This window comes from Streptomyces sp. SS7, assembly GCF_037993025.1.
In the GTDB taxonomy this organism is placed as follows: Bacteria; Actinomycetota; Actinomycetes; order Streptomycetales; family Streptomycetaceae; genus Streptomyces.
The window spans coordinates 4,780,915-4,804,164 of the sequence record NZ_CP141223.1; the positions used below are offsets into that span (position 1 = coordinate 4,780,915).

The window sequence follows — 23,250 nt, forward strand, 5'->3', positions numbered from 1 at the left end:
CGCCTACTCCACGCGCCACTTCTGGTTGGGCGTGCCCGAGCAGGTCCACTGCTGCAGCTTCGCCCCGTTGCCGGTCCCGTTGTCCTTCACGTCGACGCACTTGTCCGACTGCGGGTTGACCAGGTCACCGGCGTCGCTCAGCACGAACCGCTGGGCGGGGTTGCCGCTGCACCGGGCGAGCTGGATGACCGCGCCGTCGTCCTTCGACCCCCAGGCGACGTCCATGCACAGACCGAGCGCGCGGACCGTGCCGTCGCCGCGGAAGTCCCACTTCTGGTTGGCGGAGCCGGCACAGTCCCAGATCTGCAGCGGGGTGCCGTCCTTGCCCTTGCCGTTCTGGGCGTCGGTGACGTCGACGCAGCGCTGGGAACCCTGCCCGATGATCAGCTGCCCGGCCACCTGGGTCTGACCGCCGCCGGAACCACCGCCGCCGCCGGACCCCTTGGAGCCGCCCGACCCACCGCCGGACCCCGACCCGGACCCCGACCCGGAACCCGACCCGGAACCAGAGCCCGAGCCGCCGCTGTCGCTGTCGCCGTTCTGCGCCGGGGCGGACGCGGCCGGGGGGTCCGCCGGTGCCTGCGCGGAGTCGTCGGACTTCGGCGCCGACGGCGCCGCCACCGAGGGGCTCGGCAGCGCGGAGCCGTTGACCTCCACCATCTTCTCCGAGGCGAGGGAACGCACCTGCGGCTTGTACGCCAGCCAGATCATCACGAACGCGATCGCCAGCGCCGTCGCGACGCTCAGCGTCGTCGCCAGCCAGCGCGGCAGGAACCCGCGCTGCACGAACGTCCCGTCCACCGAGAGCGGCACCGCACCCGAACGCTGCACGCTCAGCGCGTACGGCCGCTGCTCCTTGGACCCGAACCAGATGATCTGCCGGGGCCGCAGCGTGGTGTCCACGAACACCGCGCGGCCCGGTTCGATCTGCACGTTCGACGGCCGGAACTCGTACGCCAGGTTGTCACCGGTGTCCGCCCCCGCGACGGACGCGGTGACCCTGCTGTTGCCCAGGTTGTCGATCGCCAGCCGGGGCCGGCCCCGGAACCGCCCCTTCACGGTCGGCGGCACCAGCTCGGCCCGCACCTCCGTGAACGGGGTGATCGTCAGATTCCCCTCCGGCACGGTCGTCGCGTCCGGGTGCTCGGTCGGCGTGATCCGCACGGCGTACGGATTCGGCCCCGCGACCGCGTCCGGGCTGCGCGGCGGCGCGAAGGTCAGCTCGACCGTGCCGGTCGTCCCCGGATACAGCCGCAGCGTCTGCGGCTCCACCGTCGTCCAGGGCGCGACGTCCCCCACCGGCTCGAAGCGGTACTCGTCGACGACGTCACCGGTGTTGCGCACCCTGAGTCTGACGGTCGTACTGCCGCCGGGGTCGACGGTCGCGGCCGCGGGCTCGAGAGAAGTCCACAGAGTCACCTCACGGGTCCTTTCGACGTGTCCTGGACGCTGAGGCGCCGGTGCGGCGGCTCAGAGGGTGAAGCGGACCGCCTCCAGCTGGAGCTTCCAGTCCATGGGGCTGCCGCCGTAGATCCACTTGTCCTTGGCGTTGGGGTCCGAACAGCCCACGCCGCGCCAGCCCTTGTCCTTGATGTGCGCGTTCTGGCAGACCGAGCTGCCGTCGCCCAACCCGATGGTGAAACCCTGGAGGGGCGAGACCGCCTCCTTGAGGCTGCCGATGTACATGTCGGCGCCGTCCGCCGCGCTCGACCACTTGCCGCCGGTCAGCCAGCCCTCGGTCACATGCGCGCCGTTGCCGTTGACGCCCTTGGTGCCCACCGTGGCGATGTTCAGCTCCTTGATGGGCAGGCTCTTGCCGGTCGTACCGGCGATCGCGCCGTCGCACACCGGGTCCTGCCAGCCGCGGTCGGCGACATAGGCGCGGTAGCAGATGTGCCGGCCGTCGCTGCGCGCCGCCAGTGCCTGCACCGCGTCCGCGGCGGTCTGCTTCTTCGGCTTGACCGTCGTGTTCGACGACCCGCCGCCACTGCCGCCGCCGCTTCCGCCACCACTGCCACCACTGCCGCCGCTGCCGCTTCCGCTGCCGGCCGTCGCCGCCCCGCCGGTGTCCGCGGGGACCTCCGGCGCCGCGGGGGCACTGGTCGCGGCGGCGGGCGGCGCGCTCACGATGGGCGCCGAGGGGCTGGGCAGCGCGGTGGCGCCGGCCTCCGCCAGCTTCTCCGAGGCGAGGGAACGCACCTGCGGCTTGTACGCCAGCCAGATCATCACGAACGCGATCGCCAGTGCCATGGTGACGCTCAGCGCGGTCGCCAGCCAGCGCGGCAGGAACCCGCGCTGCACGAAGGTGCCGTCGACCTCCAGGGGCTGCGCCCCCGACCGCCGTACGGCCAGCCGGTAGGGCTGCTCCTCCTTGGAGCCGAACCAGATGATCTGCCGGGGCCGCAGGGTGGTGTCCACGAACACGGCCCGGCCGGGCTCGATCTGCACGTTGGCGGGCTGGAGTTCGTACTGGAGCCGGTCGCCGTTGTCGCCGCCGCTCAGGGACGCCGTCACCTTGGTGTTGCCGAGGTTGTCGATCGCGAGGCGCGGCCGGCCCTTGAGCCGCCCCTTCACGGTCGGCGGCACCAGCTCGGCCCGCACCTCCGTGAACGGGGTGATCGTCAGATTCCCCTCCGGCACGGTCACCGCGTCCGGGTGCTCGGTCGGCGTGATCCGCACGGCGTACGGGTTGGGCCCCGCCGTGGCGTCCGAGGTCCGGGGCGGCGCGAAGGTCAGCTCGACCGTGCCGGTCGTCCCCGGGTACAGCCGCAGCGTCTGCGGCTCCACCGTCGTCCAGGGCGCGACGTCCCCGACGGGCTCGAAACGGTACTCGTCGACGACATCACCGGTGTTGCGCACCCGCAGCCGGACGGTCGCCCGGCTGCCGGGGTCCACGGTGACGGAGGCGGGTTCGAGGGAGGTCCACAGGCTCACGCACCGACGCTACGGTGTGGCCGGTGACCGGGGTCAGAGGCCGTGGGGCAGAGCGGCTGCCCGGCAGGACCGCACCGGCTGCCCTCCCGTCCGGGCAGGCCCCCAGGTCCGCCCCCGGAGCCCCGCGGGGCCCCCGCGCCCCCCCCGGCCCGCGCCAGGCCGGTCCCCGGGCTCCTGGTGCCCGACCGGGCAGCGACTGTGCCCCGGGACGTGCACCGGAGGCCGTTTCGAGCGACGCGCTTCGCGCGTGACGGTGGGAACGTCCTGACGCGTACCCCGAGGAGAGCACAGCATGCCGTCCTACCTGTCGCCCGGCGTATACGTCGAGGAGGTGGCCAGCGGCTCCCGCCCGATCGAGGGGGTGGGCACCTCGGTGGCGGCCTTCGTCGGACTCGCGCCGACCGGCCCGCTCAACGAGCCGACCCTGGTGACCAACTGGACCCAGTACGTCGCGGCGTTCGGTGACTTCACCGACGGGTACTACCTGGCGCACTCCGTCTACGGCTTCTTCAACAACGGCGGTTCGGCCGCCTACGTCGTCCGGGTCGGCGGCACCGCCGCGGGCGCCTCCGGCGACGCCAAGTCCCCCTCCGCGGTGACCGGTTCGGCCGCCCCGGCCGCGCTGCCCGCCGGTGAGCCGAAGCAGCTCGGCACCTTCTCGGTGACCGCGACCGCGCCGGGCAACCTGAGCGTCGAGGTCGCGGACGCGGACGGCGAGGGCCCCGCCGAGCGGTTCAAGCTGATCGTCAAGGACGGCGACCAGCCGGTCGAGACGTTCGACGTCAGCGCCAAGAAGGGCAACCGCGCCTACGTCGTCACCCAGGTCAAGGAGCGGTCCCGGTTCATCGCCGTGGCCGAGGCCGCGCCCGCCGCGCAGCTCGCCCGCCCGGACAACCAGACCGTCGCGCTGCCTGCGGCGTCCGCCGCCGCGCCCGCCGCGCCCGCAGCCGACGACACCGTCAGCGTCGGCCCCGCCCAGTACCTCGGCGACAGCGCCGACCGCACCGGCTTCGGCGGCCTGGAGGCCGTCGACGAGATCTCCATGGTCGCGGTGCCCGACCTGATGGCCGCCTACCAGCGCGGCGCGATCGACCTGGAGCAGGTCAAGGCCGTCCAGCTCGGCCTGATCGCGCACTGCGAGCTGATGGGCGACCGCGTCGCGATCATCGACCCGCCGCCGGGCCTCAACGCCCGCCAGATCCGGGTCTGGCGCCAGGAGACGGCCGGCTACGACTCCAAGTACGCCGCCCTGTACTACCCCTGGATCAAGTCCTTCGACCCGGCCTCCGGCCAGTCCCGGCTGATCCCGCCGAGCGGCCACGTCGCCGGCGTGTGGGCCCGCAACGACTCCGAGCGCGGCGTGCACAAGGCCCCCGCGAACGAGGTCGTGCGCGGCGCGGTGGACCTGGAGATCCAGATCACCCGGGGCGAGCAGGACCTCCTCAACCCCATCGGCGTGAACTGCATCCGCGCGTTCCCCGGCCGGGGCATCCGCATCTGGGGCGCCCGCACCCTGTCCTCCGACCCGGCCTGGCGCTACCTCAACGTCCGCCGGTACTTCAACTACCTGGAGGAGTCGATCCTGATCGGCACCCAGTGGGTGGTGTTCGAGCCGAACGACCACGCCCTGTGGGCCCGGATCCGGCGCAACGTCTCGGCGTTCCTGGTCAACGAGTGGCGCAGCGGCGCCCTGTTCGGCGCCAAGCCCGAGGACGCGTACTACGTCAAGTGCGACGAGGAGACCAACCCGCCGGAGTCGGTCGACGTCGGCCGGGTGGTGTGCGAGATCGGCATCGCGCCGGTCAAGCCGGCCGAGTTCGTGATCTTCCGGCTGGCGCAGTTCTCGAGCGGCAACGGGGAGCTGGAGGAGTAGGTCCGCCCGCTCTCTCCTCGTAACCCTCCCCGCAACCCCCTAGAAGGACCAGAAGGAACCGAAGATGAGCCTCCAGCCGGGTGACGCCCTTACTTCGCACAATTTCGGCCTGCAGATCGACGGCGTGATGGTCGAGTACCTCGCCGAGGTCAGCGGCCTCAGCCTCGAACAGGACGTCATCGAGTACCAGCAGGTCTCCGCGCAGGGCAAGCCAATCACCAAGAAGCTGCCGGGCGTGAAGAAGGCGGGCACCTGCACCGTCGTCCGCGGTATGACCCAGTCCGCCGCGTTCAACCAGTGGATCACCGAGTCGATCAACGGCTCGATGGGCTCCGCCCGCAAGAACGCCACGATCATGGTCATGGACTACATGAACAACCCGGTCAAGCGGTACAACATGCGCAACGCGTGGTGCAGCAAGATCGACACCAGCACCGTGAAGGCGGGCGAGGCGTCGGCGCTGACCGAGACCGTGACGATCACGTTCGAAGAACTGGTCATCGAGTAATGCGGCGTACGGCTGTGCGGGCGCCGCGGGCGGAGACGGAGCAGCCCTCCCAGGACTCCCCGGAGTTCCGGGAGGCGGCGGCCCCGCTCCCGCCCTCTGCGCCCGCGCCGGCCCCCGTGCAACGGCAGACCCTGCAGACGGAGTTCGCCTTCGAACTGCCGCGCGGGTACGTCGACGAGGCGGGCACGGTCCACCGCGAGGGTGTCATGCGGCTGTCGACGGCGCGCGACGAACTCGTCCCGCTCCGGGACATCCGCGTCCAGGAGAACCCGGCGTACCTGTCGGTGGTCCTCCTGGGCCGGGTCATCACCCGCCTCGGCACGCTCCCCCTCGTCCACGACGGCGTGGTGGAGAACATGTTCGCCTCCGACCTCGCCTTCCTCCAGGACTTCTACCGCCAGATCAACGCCGAGGGCCACACCCGCGCGTCCGTGGAGTGCCCGCACTGCGCGGAGCCCTTCGAGGTGGAACTGGGCGGGAGCCGCCTGGGGGAATCGTGACGTACGCGACCGACCGGCTGCACGAGGAGATCGCGTACGTCGCCTACCACTTCCACTGGTCCCTGGACGACATCCTGGACCTGGAACACCACGACCGCCGCCGCTGGACGGACCACATCGGCACCCTGGTCACCCGGGGCGGAACGGAGGGCTGACCGGTGGGTCTTCTGGATCGATTCCGGGGCGGCGGACGACGGACCGCGGAGTCACCGGCGACACCCGCGGAACCGGGAGCGGTGGATTCGGGTACGGATTTCGGGACGGTGGCCGGCGGTACGTCCGGCGGGGGTGCCGGACCCGTGGTGGCCGCGTCCTGGACGCGGCTGCCGCCGATCCAGCGGGCGGCGGCGTCCGGTGGGGCGGCGGGGGTCGCCGACGCCGGTTTCGGCGGCCGGCTGGCCACCTGGCAGAACCCGGCCTTCACGGACGTACGCCCTCTGACGACCCTGGACGGGAGCCGGGGCGGGGTGCTGGGCAACGGGGTGCTGGGCAACGGGGTGCTGGGCAACGGGGTGGGGGCGGCTGCGGCTGCGCCAGCGACGCCGTCCAGTTCGGGTCGGGGTCCGGTTCCGGGTTCGGTTCCGGGTTCGGGTTCGGTTCCTGTGCAGACGGCACCGGTGCCGGGGCTGCCGGGAAACGTGCCGGGACTTGCGGGGGTTCAGCGGGCCGTTCCCGTCGTCGTACAGCGAGCCGTACCCGGGGTGGCATCAGGGCTGCCCGGAAGTGCGTCCGGTGTGCCCGGGGCCGTACCGGCTCGGGCCGCTTCCGCGCTGCCGGGGCTCTCGGCCGCGCGTCCGGGGAGGGGTACCGCTCCGTCCGGGGCTTCGGCGATACGTCCCGGTGCGGCCCCCGCACGGCCCGTGACCGGACGGACGCTCCCGGCTTCGGCACCGGTAGTCGCCGCTCCGGGACCGGCGATCCAGCGTGCCGCATCCGTCCTGCCCGGTGCGGGTGCCGTCCTCCCGAGCCGTCCCGGCGTCGCACCCGCCGTCCAGCGGGCCCCGGCTGCCCCGTCCGGCCCGGTTCTTCCCGGCGCCACGTCACCGCCCCCTTCGGCTTCGGCTTCCCCCGGCCCCGTCCCGGTGGTGCAACGGCACCCCGTACGCCCCGCGACCCTGCCGTCGGCCACCCCGGCGCGGGGTGTCCGGGTGTCCCCGGCGGCTGCGCGTCCGGCGGCGCCCTCGACCCCTCTGACCAGGTCGGCCACGGCCCCGGTGCAGCGGCGTACGCTGCCCGCCCGTCTCCCGTCCACCCCGTCCACCCCGTCCGCGCCCCGGGCCGAGGGCACCGACGGCGACCGTCCGGCGGCCGGTAAGGAGCCCGCCCCGGGCCCGGGTCCCGCGCCGGCACCCGCCGCCGAGGCGCCTGCGCCTTCCGTCGGCGGACACCCCGCACAAGACCAGGTCCTCCCTCTCCAGCGGGCGGTCTCGCATGCGCCCCGGAACACCCCCACACCGGCGATCCCACGGGCCACGCCGTCGGCCGACCAGCCGCCCGAGCGGACGACCGCGCACGCACCTGAACAGACCCCCACGCCCAAGGCCCAACCGTCCACCCGGCAGTCGGCGAACCCGCCCCTCCAGCGGACGGTCTCGCACGCACCCCTCAACACCCCCACGCCGAAGCCACAACCCGCCACACCCCCCACCACCCCGCCCTCGGCAAACCACCCCGCCCAGCAGACGACCGCGCACGCACCCCAAGACACCCCCACGCCCAAGACCCCACCAGCCACCCCACCGTCGGCAAACCCGCCCCTCCAGCGCACGGCCTCACCCGCACCCCTCAACACCCCCACACCGGCGCCCCAACGGCCCACCCCACCGTCGGCAAACCCGCCCCTCCAGCGGACGGCCTCACCCGCACCCCTCAACACCCCCATGCCGAAGCCACAACCCGCCACACCCCCCACCACCCCGCCCTCGGCAAACCACCCCGCCCAGCAGACGACCGCGCACGCACCCCAAGACACCCCCACGCCCAAGACCCCACCAGCCACCCCACCGTCGGCGAACCCGCCCCTCCAGCGGACGGTCTCGCACGCACCCCTCAACACCCCCACACCGGCGCCCCAACGGCCCACCCCACCGTCGGCAAACCCGCCCCTCCAGCGCACGGCCTCACCCGCACCCCTCAACACCCCCATGCCGAAGGCACAACCCGCCACACCCCCCACCACCCCGCCCTCGGCAAACCACCCCGCCCAGCAGACGGCCCCGCACGCACCCCAAGACACCCCCACGCCCAAGACCCCACCAGCCACCCCACCGTCGGCAAACCCGCCCCTCCAGCGGACGGTCTCGCACGCACCCCTCAACACCCCCACGCCGAAGGCACAACCCGCCACACCCCCCACCACGCCGCCCTCGGCAAACCACCCCCTCCAGCGCACGGTCTCCCCCGCGCCCAAGCCCCCTTCCGCCTCTCCTCCTCCCGACTTCCCCGTGCAGCAGTCGTCTTCCCAGACGCCTGCCACCCGCCCCCTGGCCACCCCCCCGATCCGGCGCGCCGCCTCCCAGGCACCGCAAGCTTCCGTCGCGTCCGTGTCTCCCACCTCCGCGCCCCCCACCGCGGCGCCTCCAGCCGCCCCCTCCGTCCAGCGCGCGCCTTTGCAGACGCCCAGCGCCCCCTTCACCCCCACGCCCTCAGCCGCCGCCCCCGTCCAGCGCGCGGTCTCCCCCGGGGCCTCCCCCGCAGCAGCCGTCACCGCCCAGGGCCCCGGCGCCGCACCCACGCCCGCCCCGGCGCCGGTTCCCGTGCCCTCCGTCCAGCGGGCCGTACCCCCGGCCCCGGGCACGGACGTACCCGCGCCCACGCTCCCGCGCCAGGACAGCCGTACCCCCGCAGCGGCGGAACCCGGCCTGTCGGCACCCACCGGGCCCACCGGCCGACAGGCCACCACCCCCCACGACGTCCAGCGAGCCGCAACCGCACCGGCCCCCGCCCCCACGCCCCAGGCGCCAGAAACCGCGCGCCCCGCACCCGCCGTCCCCCCGCGCCCCAGGCCCGCCATCGCGAACCCCGTCGGCCGGCCCGTACAGCGCGCGGCCACCCCGCGCCCCCGGACCGGCCTCGGCGCCCCCGTCCCGCAGTCCGCCAACGCCCCGCGGCCGTCGGCCGGTTCACGCCCCCCGCAGGCGCAGGCCGCCCCCGGCAACCCGACACCCCCGGCCGTACAGCGCGCCATCGCCAAGCCGTCCGCGCTCGGTGTCCCTCTTCCCGCCCGCCCTGCCACCCCCACACCGATCACCCCTGTCCCGGTCCCGGTCCCGGAGGCGATCCAGCGCGCCCTGGCTCCCACCCCGACCCCCACCCCGGTCCCAGAGGCGATCCAGCGCGCCTTCGCCCCCACCCAGCCACCGGCCGCCGCGGCCACCCCCCAGCCGCCCCTGACCGCCGCCCCCTTCACACCCCCCGTCCAGCGCCGCACCCGCACCGCCCCCGTCCCCCTGCGCCGCCCCCACCCCGGCACGGCTCCCCTCCCCGTGGTCCAGCCGCGCCCCGTCTCCTTCACCACCCCGCCCTCGCCGACAGCCATCACCCCCACCACCCCCGCCACCCCCACCACGCCCGTCGCCCCCACCATCCAGCGCGCCACCCCTCCCCTCCAACGCCTCGCACCCCCCACACCCCCCACACCTCCCACGCCCCCGACCCCACCCCGGACCTCGCAGAAACGCGCCCCGGCCCCCGTCCCCGAGCCCGCCGAGACCCGGGACAGTGCCGCCGCCGCACCGCCCGCCTTCGACCCGCGCTCCCTCACCGACTTCCAGCTCGACGAATTGACCCACCGCCTCACCGGCCGTATCACCCGCCTGCTGCGCACCGAACTCCGCCTGGACCGCGAACGCATCGGCAGACTCCGCGACCCCCGCCACTGACCGCCACCGATTGCCACCGACCGGCGCCCCAAGAAAGGCCTGACCCCCGATGTCCCGCGATCTCGACCCGGGCTCCACCATCTTCTTCACCCTGACCATCGACGGCGAGAGCCTCGGGTACTTCAACGGGTGCGAGGGCCTGTCCTCCCAGGTGGAGATCGAGCACCGCCAGGAAGGCGGGAACAACGGCTTCGTCTGGGCGCTGCCCTCCCGCGTCACCTTCTCCACCATCCGCCTCACCCGCCCCCTCACCCCGGACACCGCCAAGGTGGCCAAGTGGATCTCCTCGATCACCACCGGCGTGACCCGGCCGACCGCGCAGATCGCGGCGCTGCGGGCGGACGGTTCCGAGGTGGCCCGGTGGGGGCTCATCGATGTGCTGCCGGTCAGCTGGCAGGGCCCCTCCCTGAACCCCGAGAGCCCGGGGGTCGCCACGGAGGTCCTGGAGATCACGCACCACGGTTTCACCGACTAGGACGGGAAGGGGACCCGACGACATGGCCAAGGGCAGCAGGAGCGGGGCGGGCAAGAGCCTGGTCCGCGCGACCCTCTCGATCCACGAACCGCCGGTCGGCACCAGCACCACCCCGGGCGGGCTGCGGAAGTCGTTCGAGTTCGAGTTCAATCCGGCGCAACTGCAGGTGGCGCGACGGGCACTGTGGAAGGTGACCCCGACGGCGGCCGTCCGGGACGGTTCGAAGCCGGAGTTCATGGGGCCGGAGCCGCGCGAGATGAGCGTGGAGATCTTCCTGGACTCCTCCGACCAGCCGGACAGCAACACCGTGATGCAGAAGGTGGAGTCGCTGTTCGACTGCTGCGAGGTCACCACCGGCAGCATCGCCGCGAACCAGCCCTCGCCGCCGTGGGTGGTGTTCCAGTGGGGGTCGTTCTCGACGGTGCACTTCACGGCGTACGTCAGCAGCGTCGACGTGTCGTACACCCTGTTCGGTACGACCGGTGTGCCGATCCGCGCCACCTGTCAGGTGCGGCTGCACGAGATCCCCAGCAAGACCAAGGGGCAGAACCCGACCTCGGGCGCGCTGACCGCGCAGCGGGTGCACCGTGTCGTGGCCGGTGACTCGCTCCAGTCGCTGGCCTGGCGGGAGTACGGCGACACGGCCGCGTGGCGGGACATCGCCGAGGCCAACGGCATCGACGACCCGACCCGGCTGCCCACCGGGATCGAGCTGATCCTGCCGTCCGCCGGGGAGGTGCGTTCCTGATGGTGGCGACCGCGTTCTCCAACATCATCAAGGTCACCCTGGGCGGCGGCCCGTTGCCGCCCGACCTCGCGCCGCTGCTGGTGGAGGGCTGGGTGGACCAGGGGCTCGGGGTGCCCGCCTCGTTCCGGCTGACGTTCCGCGACCCCTACCGGCTCGTCCTCGGCAAGCTGGGCGTCAAGTTCGGTACGCCGGTGGTGCTGACGCCGATCGCCGACGGGCAGGGCGCCGGCGATCCGCTGTTCACGGGTGAGGTGTGCGGGCTGGAGGCCGACTACGACGGCACCGGGTCCTTCACCGTCATCCGGGGGTACGACGCCGGCCACCGCCTGATGCGCCAGCGCCGGATCGCCGCGTACCGCAACCAGAGCGCCTCCGACATCGCCCGCAAACTCGCCGCGCAGGCCGGGGTGTCCGTCGGGAAGATCCAGTCGACGAAGACGGTCTACGAGTTCATCAGCCAGGCCAACGTCACCGACTGGGACTTCCTCGCCCGTCTCGCCGACGAGAACGAGATGGTGATGTCGGTCGACTCGAAGGGGAAGTTCCAGTTCGTCAGGCCCGACCCCGCCTCCGGGGCGCCGCCCACCTCGACACCCGGTGAGAAGAGCCCGTACGTGCTCGAAGCCGGTACGGACATCCTGCGGCTGCGGGCCGCCGTCACCACCGCCGAGCAGGTCGCCACGGTCGAGGCGCGCGGCTGGGACGTGACCACGAAGAAGAAGCTCACCGCGACCGCGCCCGCCACCACCAACCCCGGCATCAGCATCGGGACGACCCCGGGGGAGGCGGCCGCCAAGTTCAAGCCGGCGAAGCTGGTCGACGCGCAGACGCCGTACGACCGGCAGTCGGAGGTGAAGTTCGCCGCCGAGGCCCTCGCCGACGACGTCACCGGGTCCTTCGCCGAGCTGGAGGTCATCGCGCGCGGCACCCCGAAGCTGCGGCCGGGTCTGCCCGTCACCCTCGCCGACGTCGGCGCGCCCTTCGAGGGCAAGTACACCGCCACGTCCGTACGGCACGTCTTCGGCGACGGCAAGCACTACGAGGCCTGGGTGACGGTCAGCGGGCGCCAGTGGCGGTCGCTGTACGGGCTCGCCTCCGGCGGCGGGGGCGCCGCCTCGCACAACGGCCTGCACCTCCCGGGGACGACGAACGCGCTGGTGACGGACGTACAGGACCCGCTGAAGCAGGGGCGGGTCAAGCTCCAGTTCCCCTGGCTCGACGACGTGTACGTCTCCGACTGGACCCGGGTCGTGCAGTGGGGCGGCAAGGACGGCGGGTCGATCTTCCCGCTCGACGTGGGCGACGAGGTGCTGGTCGCCTTCGACCGGGGCGCCCTCGACCATCCGTACGTCATCGGCGGCCTCTACAACGGCAAGGACAAGCCGACCCCCGTGAAGGACGTGCCGCTGCACGACGGGGCCCGGCGGCGTGCCGCCCGGCACACCCTCTCCGACCGGGACGGCAACCGCGTCGACCTGCTCAGCCAGAAGACCGGCGGCCGCAAGCAGGGGGTCAGGGTGACGTCCGGGGACGACAAGCTCGTCATCAACCTGGACCGGACGCAGACCGAGATCACCGTCGACAGCAAGGGCTCCGTCAAGATCACCGGCACCCGGTCGGTGTCCGTCGAGGCGGGCACCGAGCTCACCCTGAGCGCGGGCCGCAAGCTCACCATCAAGAGCGGCGGGCTGCTCGACATCCGCGGCACCGGGCCGGTCAACGTCAAGTCGCTGAGCAGTGTGGTGTCCGTGGACGCGCTCGGCGCGCTCAGCCTGAAGGCGGGCGGCGCCGCCACGGTCACCTCCGGCGGCACCGTGCAGGTCAACGCCACCGCCAACGTGGGCATCCGGGCGGTCACCCTCCTGCTGCAGGGCGTCGTGATGGTCAACAACAAGCCGTATCCGATCCCGTGAGAGCCGGGCGTTACCCCAGAAGGGTGGCCGACTGATGGCCGAACAATTCGTCGGGTCGGGCTGGGCGTTCCCGCTGCGGATCGGCCCCACCGGAGGCATCGCCATGGTCAGCGGCGAGCGCGAGATCGAGGAGGCGATCCGGCTGATCCTGGCCACCGCGCCGGGCGAGCGCCCCATGCGCCCGGAGTTCGGCTGCGCCATCCACGACCTGGTGTTCGCGCCGGTCAACGAGGCGACCGCGGGCCGCATCCAGCACGAGGTGTACACGAGCCTGGACCGCTGGGAGCCGCGCATCGAGGTCAACGACGTCGAGGTGACGGCCGGTGCCGAGCAGGGCGTGCTCTGGATCGACGTCCGCTACTCCATCCGCGGGACCAACAACCCGCGCAGTCTCGTCTTCCCGTTCTACGTCATTCCGTCCCACGAAGAGCCCGGTCCGCCCGGCTCCTCCGGTGCGGCTTCCGAAAGCGACCGCTGATGGCCCTGCCCTCCCCCAACCTGGACGACCGCCGCTTCCAGCAGTTCGTCGACGACGCCAAGCGCTACATCCAGCAGCGCGCGCCGGAGTGGACCGACCACAACGTCTCCGATCCGGGCGTCACGCTCGTCGAGACGGTCGCGCACATGGCCGACCAGATCGTGTACCGCCTCAACCGGGTCCCGGACAAGAACCACCTGGCGTTCCTGGACCTGGTCGGCATCCGGCTCTTCCCGCCGTCCGCGGCCCGCACCGAGGTCACCTTCTGGCTGTCGGCGCCCCAGGAGGAGCCGGTGCTGCTGCCGTCCGGCACCGAGGTGGCGACGGTCCGCACGGAGAGCGAGGAGGCGGTCGTCTTCGCGACGGAACGCGAACTCAGCGTCGTACCCAGCGCGTTGTCGCACCTCGTCGTACAGCGGCAGGGGCAGCCGGTCACCGACCTCACCACCGATCTCGCCGAGGGCAAGGACGTGCTGTGCTTCGCCGAGGCCCCGCGCCCCGGCGACTGCATGCTCCTCGGCCTCAGCGCCGCCGTCCCGCACTGCGCGGTCGCCCTGGAACTCGACAGCCGCGTCGACGGTGTCGGCGTCGACCCCCGTCAGCCCCCGCTGGTCTGGGAGGCGTGGACGGAGGACGGCTGGCAGCCCTGCGAGGTCGACCGCGACGGCACCGGCGGCCTCAACCGCCCCGGCGAGATCGTCCTGCACATCCCCGGCGGCCACGTCCTGTCCCGCTCCGGCGGGCAGGAGGCGGGCTGGCTGCGCTGCCGCGTCACCGAACCCCTGGTCGGCCAGCCCTTCTACACCACCTCCCCGACGGTCCGCTCCGTCGAGGCCTTCACGGTCGGCGGCACGGCCCCCGCCGTCCACGCCGAGACCGTCCTCGACGAGAACCTCGGCGAGTCGACGGGCCTGCCCGGCCAGCGGCTGCGGCTCGCCCACGCCCCCGTCGTCGGCGACACCCCGCCGGTGCTGCTCCAGACCACCGAGCACGAGGGCTGGGTCGACTGGCAGGTCGTCCCCCACTTCGCCGCCTCCGGCGCGGACGACCGCCACATCACCCTCGACGCCGCCACCGGCGAGATCGCCTTCGGCCCGTCCGTCCGCGAACCCGACGGCACCCTGCGCCAGTACGGCGCGGTGGCCCCCAAGGGCGCCTTCGTCCGCGCCCGCCGCTACCGCACCGGCGGCGGGCGGGCCGGGAACGTGGCCCGGGGCGCGGTGCGGGTGCTGCGCACCTCCGTGCCGTACGTCTCCGAGGTCGTCAACCGGGAGGCCGCGCGCGGCGGCGTCGACGGCGAGACGGTCGAGGAGGCGAAGCTGCGCGCGCCGATCACGCTGCGCGCCCAGGAACGCGCCGTGACCCTGCGGGACTACGAGGAACTCGCCCGCCGGGCCGCCCCGGAGACCGCCCGCATCACCTGCCTGGAGGGCGAGCCCGACGAGCACGGCTCCTACGCGGTACGGGTCCTGGTGGTCCCGCAGGCGGTGCCGGACCCCGGCGGCCGCCTCCGCTTCGAGCAACTCGTCCCCGGCGACGCCATGCTGGACCGCATCATGCGGCACCTGGACGAACGCCGCCTCATCGGGACGCGGCTGGCGGTCGGACCGCCGTACTACCAGGGCATCACGGTGGTCGCGACGGTGCACGCCTTCCGCGGCGTCGACACCGACCGGGTGCGCCGCCAGGCCCACGACGCCCTCTACCGCCACCTCGATCCGCTGACCGGCGGCGCGGACGGCAAGGGCTGGCCGTTCGGGCGTCCGGTGCAGTCCGGTGAGGTGTTCGCGGTGCTCCAGCGGGTGCCGGGGGTGGAGCTGGTCGACCAGGTCACCCTGCACCCGGCCGACCCGCTGACCGGCAAGCGCGGCGATGCGACCGACCGCATCGATCTGGCCGCGCCCGCGCTGGTGTTCTCGTACGACCACCGGGTGCGGGTGATCGGGGACGGGACGTGAGAGACACGTGGGAGAGGGGTGGGTCGATGAGGGGTTCCGTCGACGGGCTCGGGTCGTCCGCGCCGATCGGGGCGATGCTGCCCGCCGTGTTCGCTGACGACGATCTCGCGCAGCGCTTCGTGGGCGGGCTGGACGAGGTCCTGGCGCCCATCCTGAACGTCCTGGACTGTCTGCCCGCCTACTTCGACCCGGCGCTCGCCCCGGTCGACTTCACCCGCTGGCTGGCCGGCTGGGTCGGCGCGGAGACCGACGGCACGGAACCGGAGCCGAGGCTGCGGGCCGCCGTCGCCGCGGCCGCGTACCTGCACCGGGTGCGCGGCACCCGCCGGGGGCTGGCCGAGGCCGTGCGGCTGGCGTTCGGTGTGGAGCCGGAGATCGAGGAGAGCGGCGGCTCGGCCTGGAGCGCCCGGCCCCTCGGCCCGTTCCCCGGCGACGCCCGCCCCCATCTGCACGTCACGGTCCGCCTGCCCGACCCCGGCCCGGCGGACGAACACCGTCTGGACGCCCTCGTGGCCGCCGCCCGCCCCGCCCACATGCCCTACACGGTCAAGGTGACCGTCGCCGAAAGGACCCCGAAGAGACGATGACCACCCAGAACTGCGCCGAGTGCGGCACCCGGGCGGAACCCGGCCAGTCCTTCTGCGACGCATGCGGGGCCGTACTGAGCTGGACGGACCGCGACCGCGACCGGGCCCCGGCGAGAGCCGGAACGGCGGCCGGCGCCCCGGCGTCGTCGGCCTCGGCGTCCACCCCCGCGGCCTCCTCCGCGTCCACCCCCGCGTCCTCCGCCACGACGGCGGCGGCACCGCCGTCCTCTCCCCGCACCCGCGACGAGGCCGAGACGGAGGCCGAGGCCGAGACGGAGGCCGAGGCCGAGACGGAGGCGGAGGACAGCTCCCCGGCCCGCCCGACGGCCGGCAACCGCCCCCGCGACGAGAACGACCCCAGGGACAACGACGGGGACGACAGCAGGGACGACATCAGGGACGACGCAGGGAACACCCCTGGAAGCGCCTCCGGGGTCGGCCCCGGGGCCGACGACGAAAACGACGAGGACACGGCCGAAACCCCCCTCCCCGCCCTCCCCCCGGACACGACACCCGCCGACGGTACGGCCCCCACCCCTCCCGGGGACGCGACGACCCCCGCCCCCGCCCCCGCGCTCGGCGACACGATGGCGGCCCGGGCCCGTTCCCTGCTGGTCCCCGTCGCCGATCCGGAGCAGCCCGCGCCCGCACCCCCGTCCGTGGCGCCGGTGCTGCCCGGCGTCCCGGTGGCGGACCGGCCGCAGGTCCGCGCGCCCGGCCCGGTGCAGGGTGAGCTGAACGGCGTCCCCTGCCCCTGGTGTGCCACCCCGAACCGGCCCGACCGGCACTACTGCTCGCGCTGCGCGATGCCCATGACCATGGAGGACCGCTCCTCGACCCGGCTGCCGTGGTGGCGGCGGCTGTTCGGGCGGGGCGGCGAGACACCGTGGGCCGGGGACCGCCCCCGTCTGCGCCGGACCTTCGACCGGATCCTCACCTGGGTGATGGCCGCGGTCGTCCTCACGCTGCTGATCACCGCCGGGGTGAAGGCTCCGGACGCGATCCAGGCGACCAAGGACCACTTCGCCAAGCGGGCGGCGGTGTCGCCGGACACGTACGCGGCGTCCCGCTCCTACCCCGGTCACAAGCCCGACCTGGCCTTCGACAAGATCAACAACAGTTGGTGGGGTCCGGGCGTCTCGCAGTCGGGCGAGGGCGAGTGGATCGAGGCCCGCTTCAACGAGCCGACCCGGCTGCTCGACCTGGTCATCACGCCGGGCACCTCGACGCGCGCGGAGCAGCTCACGGAGTCGGCCCTGCCGCACCGCGTCAAGGCGACGATCACCCTGAAGGACGGCACCACGGCGACCCGCGACCTGGTCCTCGACCAGCAGGCGGGCGGCCAGCGCCGCGCCTTCCGCGTCGGCGAGGTCACGAAGGTCCGCTTCACGATCGAGTCGTCGTACGGGGCGTCGGCGAGCAAGCAGGTGGCGATAGCGGAGATCGAGTTCTTCGGACCGTCCAGCGCGAACGGGTCGTAGGGGGCACCGGGAAGGGTCGGCCAGGAAGGGCCGGCCGCGAAGGACCATCGCGGCCGGCCCGGCGTGGGCCGCGAAGGCGGCGCAGACCCGGCTGACGGCGACGCTCACCCCCGACCGGCGCGCAACGCCTCCGCCAGCAACCCCAGCAGTTCCTCGACCACCGGATGCCGGGCGCCCGGGCGGCTCACGGCCAGTACCTCGCGGTGGAGCGGGGTGGCTTCCGGGGGGAGGGCGACCCGTTCCACCCGGGGTCGGTCGGCGTCCCCGGTGAGGAGGGTCGCCGGAATCAGGCCCACCGCCAGGCCCGCGCCGATCATGGCCAGCATGCTGTGCAGGTCCTCGGTCTCCAGGGTGACCTCGGGCGAGATGCCCAGCTCTCCGGCCCAGCGGTGGAGCAGCCGGCGGTCGGGGCTGCGGGCGTGGCCCGAGGTCCATTCCATGCTCAGGCAGTCCGCCAGTTCCCACGGGCGGGCGTCCGGGCGCGGGCCCGCGACGAGGACCAGGGGCTCATGGCCCAGCGAGGTGACGTACCAGTCGGCGGACGGGCTCGGCGGGTCCTCGGGCAGATAGCGGTAGGCGATGAGCAGGTCGAGGTCTCCCGAGGTGACCCTCGGCAGCCCCTCGTGCGTCTCCACGATCACCAGCCGGATTCGCACGCCCCGGCGGCGGGGGCGCAGCGCGGCCAGCACCCCGGGGAAGAGATGGCTCATCGCGCTGGGGTAGGCGCCGACGCGCAGTTCGGCGACGTCGCGGTCCGCGATGCGGGCGGCGGCGTCCTGGAAACGCGCGGTCGCCTCGAAGAGCGTCCCCGCCTCCTGCGCGAGGGACCGGCCGGCCGCGGTCAGGATCAGCCGGCTGCCCGGACGGCGTACCAGCAGCTCCACGCCGAGGTCCCGCTCCAGTGCGGCGATGTGCTGGGACACCGCGGAGGGCACGTAGCCGAGGGCCGCCGCGGCCTCGGCCATGGAACCGCGGTCCACGACGGCCAGGAAGGTCGACAGCAGTTTCAGATCCGGCTGGCGGTTCATGAACCGTGAACTCTCCCTTCGTGATCCCTCGCTTTACGTGTCCGCGGGCCCGGTGCCAGAGTCTAGGAAGCCCGCCGTCTCCCTGAAAGCCGAGGCCATGGCCATCGACCTGACCGCCCTCCGGGCCCACTTCCCCTCGCTCGACGGGGGTCTCGCCTTCTTCGACGGCCCGGGCGGCACCCAGACGCCCCGCCCCGTCGCCGACGCCGTCGCCGCGACCCTGACCGGCCCCCTCTCCAACCGGGGCACCGTCAGCCCGTCCGAGCTGAACGCCGAACGCGCCGTCACGGAGTTCCGCGCCGCCTACGCCGATCTGCTCGGCGTCCCCGCGGGCGGCATCGTGCACGGGCGCAGCGCCACCCAGCTCACCTACGACTTCTCCCGCCACCTCGCCAAGGACTGGCGGGCCGGTGACGAGATCGTCCTCAGCCGGCTGGACCACGACTGCAACGTCCGCCCCTGGGTCCAGGCCGCCGAGCGCGCCGGGGTCACCGTCCGCTGGATCGGGATCGACGCCGGGACGGCGGAGCTGGACCTCGGCTCGCTGGAGCGGGCGCTGTCCTCCCGGACGCGCCTGGTCGCGGTCACGGCGGCCTCCAACGTGCTCGGCACCAAGCCCCCCGTCCGCCGGATCGCCGACCTGGCGCACGAGGCCGGCGCCCTGGTGTACGTGGACGGCGTGCACTACGCCGCCCACCACCTGGTGGACGTCCCCGCGCTCGGCGCCGACCTGTTCGTCTGCTCGCCGTACAAGTTCCTCGGACCGCACTGCGGGGTGCTCGCGGGTGCGCCCGGACTCCTGGAGACCCTGCGCCCGGACAAGCTCCTGCCCTCCCCCGACACCGTCCCGGAGCGCTTCGAGTTCGGCACGCTGCCCTACGAGATCCTGGCGGGCGCCACCGCCGCCGTGGACTTCCTCGCCGCGCTCGACCCGGGCCCCGGCAGCACGCGCAGGGAACGGCTCGCGCACTCGCTGGACGCCCTGCACGAGCACGAGGGCGTGCTGCGCACCCGGCTGGAGGAGGGGCTGCGTGCCCTGGGCGACGCCGTCACGGTGCACTCGGTCGCCGCCGACCGCACCCCGACGCTGCTGATGACCCTCGAAGGCCGCGACGCCCGCGCGGCCCAGGTGCACCTGGCGGAGCGCGGCGTCCTCGCCCCCGCCGGCTCGTTCTACGCCCACGAGCCCTTCACCGCGCTCAAGCTCCAGGACCCGGCCCTGCGCGTCGGCCTGGCGCCCTACAACACCGTCGAGGAGGCGGACCGCTTCCTCGACGGCCTCTCCTCCTTCGTCACCGGAGCCTGACCCGGCCGCCCGCACCCACGGTCCTCGCCCCCCGCCCCCGCGCCCGGCCCCCGGCCCACCGCTGTCACCAGGGCACGACCCCGTCGTCGTCGTGCAGCAGGCCGGTGGGGCCGTCGTCCGGCAGTGCCGCCAGCCGGACGGCGATCGCCGCGCCCTGCCGGGGGGTCGCCGTCCCGCTGAAGCCGTTGAGGTCGGTGGCCACATAGCCGGGGCAGGCGGCGTTGACCAGGATGCCGGTGCCGCGCAGCTCCTTGGCGTACTGGACGGTGACGGCGTTGAGGAAGGTCTTCGTCGGCGCGTAGGCCCCGCTGATCCCGCCGAGGTCCACGCCGGGCGCGCTCTGCAGGGTCAGCGAGCCGACGTGGCTGGACTGGTTGACGATGCGCGGGTGCGCCGAGCGGCGCAGCAGCGGCAGCATCGCGTTGGTGACCCGGACGACTCCGAGGACGTTGGTCTCCACCAGCCCTCGTACGGTCCCGAGGTCGAGGGCCGACGGCTCCTGCGCCCGACCGCCCGCGACACCGGCGTTGTTGACCAGCACGTCGAGGCGTCCCGCCCGTTCCTCGATCAGCCGGGCCGCGGCGGTGACGCTGTCGTCGTCGGTCACGTCCAGGGGTACGGCGAACGCGTCGGCGCCCGCCGCCCGCAGTGTCGCCACCGCGTCGGCCCCGCGCCGCGCGTCCCGGGCGCCGACCCCGACGCTCCAGCCCCGTGCGCCGAGTCCGGCCGCGATCTCGTACCCGATGCCCTTGTTCGCGCCGGTGACCAGCGCGATCCTCTGCTCGCTCATGACAGCGAGCATGGCCGCGCGGCGCCCGGGCACCAACACCTGCCCGGTACGGCAGCGATGCCCGGGCGGCATCGATCGCGCGGGCGGCGTCGATCGCGGGGGCGGCATGGGTCGCCGGGCCGGCCCGGCGGCTACCGTGCGGGCATGGAGATACGCGAGCTGCGGTACTTCGTCGCCCTCGCCGAGGAACTGCACTTCGGCCGGGCCGCCGAGCGTCTGGAGATGGCCCAGCCGCCGCTGTCCCGTGCGCTCGCGCAGCTCGAACGGCGGCTCGGGGTCACCCTGTTGGAGGGTACGAGCCGCAAAGTCGCGCTCACCGAGGCCGGGGCCGTCCTGCTGGCCGAGGCGCGCGTGATCCTCGCCGCGGTGGCCGCGGCCGAGCGGCGCACCCGGCAGGCCGCGCGGCCCCGTCCCCGTCTGGTCCTCGCCGTGAAGAGCGGCACCGGCGGCGTCCTGCTCGCCGACCTGCTCGACGCCTACCGCGCGCGCCCCGGTGCGGCCACCGTCGACCTGCTGCTCTGCGAGGCGCACCAGCCGCAGCAGGCGCTGCGCGAGGGACGGGCCGACGTGGCGCTGCTGCATCTGCCGTTCGACTCGGCGGCCGGATTCGACACCGAGGTCCTGTGCACCGAGGGGCAGGTGGCGGTCCTGCCCGTCGCCCACCCGCTGGCGGCCCGCTCCGAGGTCCGGGCGGCCGAGGTCGCCGCGCTGCCGGACCTCCCGATGGCCCGCTGGCCCGGACCCGACGGCTGCTATCCGCAGGGGCCGGGGGCCGAGGTGCGCAACCTGACCCAGCTCTTCCAGCTGATCGCGCTCGGCCGCACCACCGTCGTCGTGCCCGAGTCCGCCGGGGCCGACCTTCGCCGGGATCTCGTCGCCGTGCCGGTCGTGGACGCGGCGCCCGTGACGACGGTGATCGCCTGGCCGCCGCAGAGCCGGCTGCGCGCGACGGCCGACCTGGTCCGCACGGCGACCGACCGCTGACCGGCTTCTCCGTCCGCCGGAACCGCCGGGGCCGCCCGGTCGAGGGGTCGAGGGGTCGAGGGGGAGAACGAACGAGTCCCACCCCGTGCGACACGGGATGGGACTCGTCATCGGAGCGCCGGGCAGGCCTTGCACCTGCATTTCCCCGCAGGAAGCGGGGCGTCTTTCCTTGGACCACCAACGCAGAGGTCGTTCACCGTTTTTGTTTCCCGGTGACCGGCTCAAGATCAACCTTACAGCATTTCCTGAGCCCTCGCGACCACACTCGATCACCTCCGGTCAGGCGACGTCCTCCACCTTCAGGTCCGGTCCCACGACCACCGTGACCACGCCGGCCGCCGCCGAGGCGTCCTGCACCGCGCGGGCGTTGGGGATCCGCGAGGCGAGCGCGGCGGCCTGGCGCTGAAGTCCCGCCGGGTAGGTGACCGTGGTCGTGGAGACCGTCGAAGGCGCGTTGCCGGTACCGGCGAGGCTGTAGCCGGCCTCGGTGAGCCGCTCGGCCACGGCCGCCGCCCGGCCGCCGATTCCGGTGCCGTTGAGGACCTGGAACTTCACCGAGGACGCGTACACCACGTCCTTCTTGGCGGCCTCCACCTGCGCCTTGGTGACCTCCTTGTCCTGGGCGAGGGAGGTGAACAGCTGGGCGGCCTGCGGGTACTGCCAGACGACGTTCGCCTTGTCGGTGGGCTGGTCGGCCTCCCGGCCGTAGTTGGGCACGGTGACGAAGCTCAGCCGGTCGCTGTCGATGCCCTTCAGCTCGTTCGCCAGGCCGTACAGCGGCTCGATGCCGGCCAGCGCGGTGTCGGCGGTGAGGGACTTGGTGACGGACTGGAGGAAGCCGTACATCGCGTCGGCGTCCGTGAGCTTGGACTTGGCCTTCTTGGCCATGGCGTCCATGAACTCCTGCTGGCGGCCGATCCGGCCGATGTCGGAGCCGTCGCCCACGCTGTAGCGGGTGCGGACGTAACCGAGGGCCTTCTCCCCCTTGATCGTCTGGCACCCGGCCTCCAGGTCCAGATGGGCCTTCTTGTCGTGGATGGCCGCCTCGGGACAGACCTCGATGCCCTCCAGCGCGTCGACCATGCCCTTGAAGCCGGAGAAGTCGATCGACATGAAGTGGTCGATGCGCAGACCGGTGTTCGCCTCGATGGTCTTGATGCTGCACGCGGCGGCCCCGGCGACCTCGCCGCCGCTGCCACCGATCGCGAACGCCTCGTTGATCTTGAAGTGGTGAGGGGAGGACGTGCCCCCGTCGCCCTTCTCGCAGGAAGGTATCTCCACCCAGGAGTCCCGCGGGAAGGAGACCACCGACGCCCACTGACGGTCGGCCGGGATGTGCAGCACCATCAGCGTGTCCGACTGCATGGTGGTCAGGTCCTTGCCGTACTTGGCGTTGGCGCCGTCCCGGCTGTCGGACCCCACGAGCAGGATGTTCTTGGAGCCCGGGCTGAGGTTCTCGGGACGGTCCCCGCCGAGCTTGCCGTCGACGTCGGCCCGCCCGATGTTGTTGTTGAGGTCCTGGTAGATCCAGGCACCGACACCGCCGACCGCGAGGACGACCACGGCGGTCACCCCGCCGCCCCAGGCGACGATCCGGCCGCGCCGGGTCAGCCTCGTACGGCCGCCACCGCCTCCGCCCCCGCGGCCGGCCGACTCCATCGGAGCGTGTCCACGCCTTCTCGTTCCGCTCATCGGCGCCCGTCCCTCCGCATCGGCCGTTTCACCCCGTACACCGTGCTCGGGTCGCCGGCGTGGTCACCGCCGAACGCCGGAACACTACACGCAGGTAGGAATACGTCCGACGAG

19 protein-coding genes are annotated in these 23,250 nt (G+C 73.4%); 14 read left to right on the forward strand and 5 right to left on the reverse strand.

Features of this window, described 5'->3' with window-relative positions:
* Window positions 1-3: 3 nt before the first annotated feature.
* Both U5640_RS22110 and U5640_RS22115 read right to left on the reverse strand, forming a co-directional pair.
* Window positions 4-1,419: a ricin-type beta-trefoil lectin domain protein gene (locus tag U5640_RS22110; protein ID WP_340377499.1), complete on the reverse strand. Its 1,416-nt coding sequence runs from the start codon at window positions 1,417-1,419 to the stop codon at window positions 4-6.
* 51 nt (window positions 1,420-1,470) lie between these two features.
* Window positions 1,471-2,934 carry a hydrolase gene (locus U5640_RS22115; RefSeq protein ID WP_340377500.1) on the reverse strand — a complete coding sequence of 488 codons (1,464 nt, stop codon included), beginning with the start codon at window positions 2,932-2,934 and terminating at the stop codon, window positions 1,471-1,473.
* A 292-nt stretch (window positions 2,935-3,226) separates the two neighbouring features.
* Between U5640_RS22115 and U5640_RS22120 the strand changes: the two genes are divergently transcribed.
* The 12 genes from U5640_RS22120 (at window position 3,227) to U5640_RS22175 (ending at window position 17,336) form a co-directional block, all read left to right on the forward strand.
* A complete protein-coding gene (locus U5640_RS22120) occupies window positions 3,227-4,807 on the forward strand; it encodes a phage tail sheath subtilisin-like domain-containing protein (protein ID WP_340377501.1) in 1,581 nt (526 codons plus the stop codon).
* Between the two features lie 64 nt (window positions 4,808-4,871).
* The gene (locus U5640_RS22125) at window positions 4,872-5,315 is read left to right on the forward strand and encodes a phage tail protein (RefSeq protein ID WP_340377502.1); all 444 of its coding nucleotides are present in this window, start codon (window positions 4,872-4,874) and stop codon (window positions 5,313-5,315) included.
* The gene (locus tag U5640_RS22130; protein WP_340377503.1) at window positions 5,315-5,815 is read left to right on the forward strand and encodes a hypothetical protein; all 501 of its coding nucleotides are present in this window, start codon (window positions 5,315-5,317) and stop codon (window positions 5,813-5,815) included. The genes U5640_RS22125 and U5640_RS22130 overlap by 1 nt, the downstream gene beginning before the upstream one ends.
* Window positions 5,812-5,970, forward strand: a complete 159-nt coding sequence (locus U5640_RS22135; protein ID WP_099054051.1) for a DUF6760 family protein — start codon at window positions 5,812-5,814, stop codon at window positions 5,968-5,970. Before U5640_RS22130 ends, U5640_RS22135 begins: the two co-directional genes overlap by 4 nt.
* Before the next feature lie 2,388 nt (window positions 5,971-8,358).
* Complete coding sequence (locus U5640_RS22140; RefSeq protein WP_340377504.1) at window positions 8,359-9,696, forward strand: hypothetical protein; 1,338 nt, start codon at window positions 8,359-8,361, stop codon at window positions 9,694-9,696.
* A gap of 49 nt (window positions 9,697-9,745) precedes the next feature.
* Window positions 9,746-10,171: a phage tail protein gene (locus U5640_RS22145; RefSeq protein ID WP_340377505.1), complete on the forward strand. Its 426-nt coding sequence runs from the start codon at window positions 9,746-9,748 to the stop codon at window positions 10,169-10,171.
* 22 nt (window positions 10,172-10,193) lie between these two features.
* A complete protein-coding gene (locus U5640_RS22150; RefSeq protein ID WP_340377506.1) occupies window positions 10,194-10,919 on the forward strand; it encodes a tail protein X in 726 nt (241 codons plus the stop codon).
* Window positions 10,919-12,832, forward strand: coding sequence for a VgrG-related protein (locus U5640_RS22155; RefSeq protein WP_340377507.1), 1,914 nt, complete (start codon window positions 10,919-10,921; stop codon window positions 12,830-12,832). Before U5640_RS22150 ends, U5640_RS22155 begins: the two co-directional genes overlap by 1 nt.
* A gap of 34 nt (window positions 12,833-12,866) precedes the next feature.
* A complete protein-coding gene (locus U5640_RS22160; RefSeq protein ID WP_340377508.1) occupies window positions 12,867-13,310 on the forward strand; it encodes a GPW/gp25 family protein in 444 nt (147 codons plus the stop codon).
* Complete coding sequence (locus tag U5640_RS22165; RefSeq protein WP_340377509.1) at window positions 13,310-15,268, forward strand: putative baseplate assembly protein; 1,959 nt, start codon at window positions 13,310-13,312, stop codon at window positions 15,266-15,268. The genes U5640_RS22160 and U5640_RS22165 overlap by 1 nt, the downstream gene beginning before the upstream one ends.
* A 26-nt stretch (window positions 15,269-15,294) precedes the next feature.
* Window positions 15,295-15,855, forward strand: a complete 561-nt coding sequence (locus U5640_RS22170) for a phage tail protein (RefSeq protein WP_340377510.1) — start codon at window positions 15,295-15,297, stop codon at window positions 15,853-15,855.
* Window positions 15,852-17,336 carry a zinc ribbon domain-containing protein gene (locus tag U5640_RS22175; RefSeq protein ID WP_340377511.1) on the forward strand — a complete coding sequence of 495 codons (1,485 nt, stop codon included), beginning with the start codon at window positions 15,852-15,854 and terminating at the stop codon, window positions 17,334-17,336. The genes U5640_RS22170 and U5640_RS22175 overlap by 4 nt, the downstream gene beginning before the upstream one ends.
* A gap of 104 nt (window positions 17,337-17,440) precedes the next feature.
* Here the strand turns inward: U5640_RS22175 and U5640_RS22180 are convergent, their stop codons facing one another.
* Window positions 17,441-18,364, reverse strand: a complete 924-nt coding sequence (locus U5640_RS22180; RefSeq protein WP_340377512.1) for a LysR family transcriptional regulator — start codon at window positions 18,362-18,364, stop codon at window positions 17,441-17,443.
* Window positions 18,365-18,461: 97 nt separating this feature from the next.
* On the opposite strand from U5640_RS22180, the gene U5640_RS22185 reads away from it, so the two are divergent.
* On the forward strand, window positions 18,462-19,670 hold the full coding sequence (locus U5640_RS22185; RefSeq protein WP_340377513.1) for a cysteine desulfurase-like protein: 1,209 nt from the start codon (window positions 18,462-18,464) through the stop codon (window positions 19,668-19,670).
* 64 nt (window positions 19,671-19,734) lie between these two features.
* On the opposite strand, the gene U5640_RS22190 is transcribed toward U5640_RS22185, so the two are convergent.
* Complete coding sequence (locus U5640_RS22190) at window positions 19,735-20,472, reverse strand: SDR family oxidoreductase (RefSeq protein ID WP_340377514.1); 738 nt, start codon at window positions 20,470-20,472, stop codon at window positions 19,735-19,737.
* A 132-nt stretch (window positions 20,473-20,604) separates the two neighbouring features.
* On the opposite strand from U5640_RS22190, the gene U5640_RS22195 reads away from it, so the two are divergent.
* Window positions 20,605-21,444 (forward strand): LysR family transcriptional regulator, encoded by an 840-nt coding sequence (locus U5640_RS22195; RefSeq protein WP_340377515.1) that lies wholly within the window; start codon window positions 20,605-20,607, stop codon window positions 21,442-21,444.
* Between the two features lie 279 nt (window positions 21,445-21,723).
* On the opposite strand, the gene U5640_RS22200 is transcribed toward U5640_RS22195, so the two are convergent.
* Complete coding sequence (locus U5640_RS22200) at window positions 21,724-23,103, reverse strand: LCP family protein (RefSeq protein WP_340377516.1); 1,380 nt, start codon at window positions 23,101-23,103, stop codon at window positions 21,724-21,726.
* Between the last annotated feature and the right edge of the window lie 147 nt (window positions 23,104-23,250).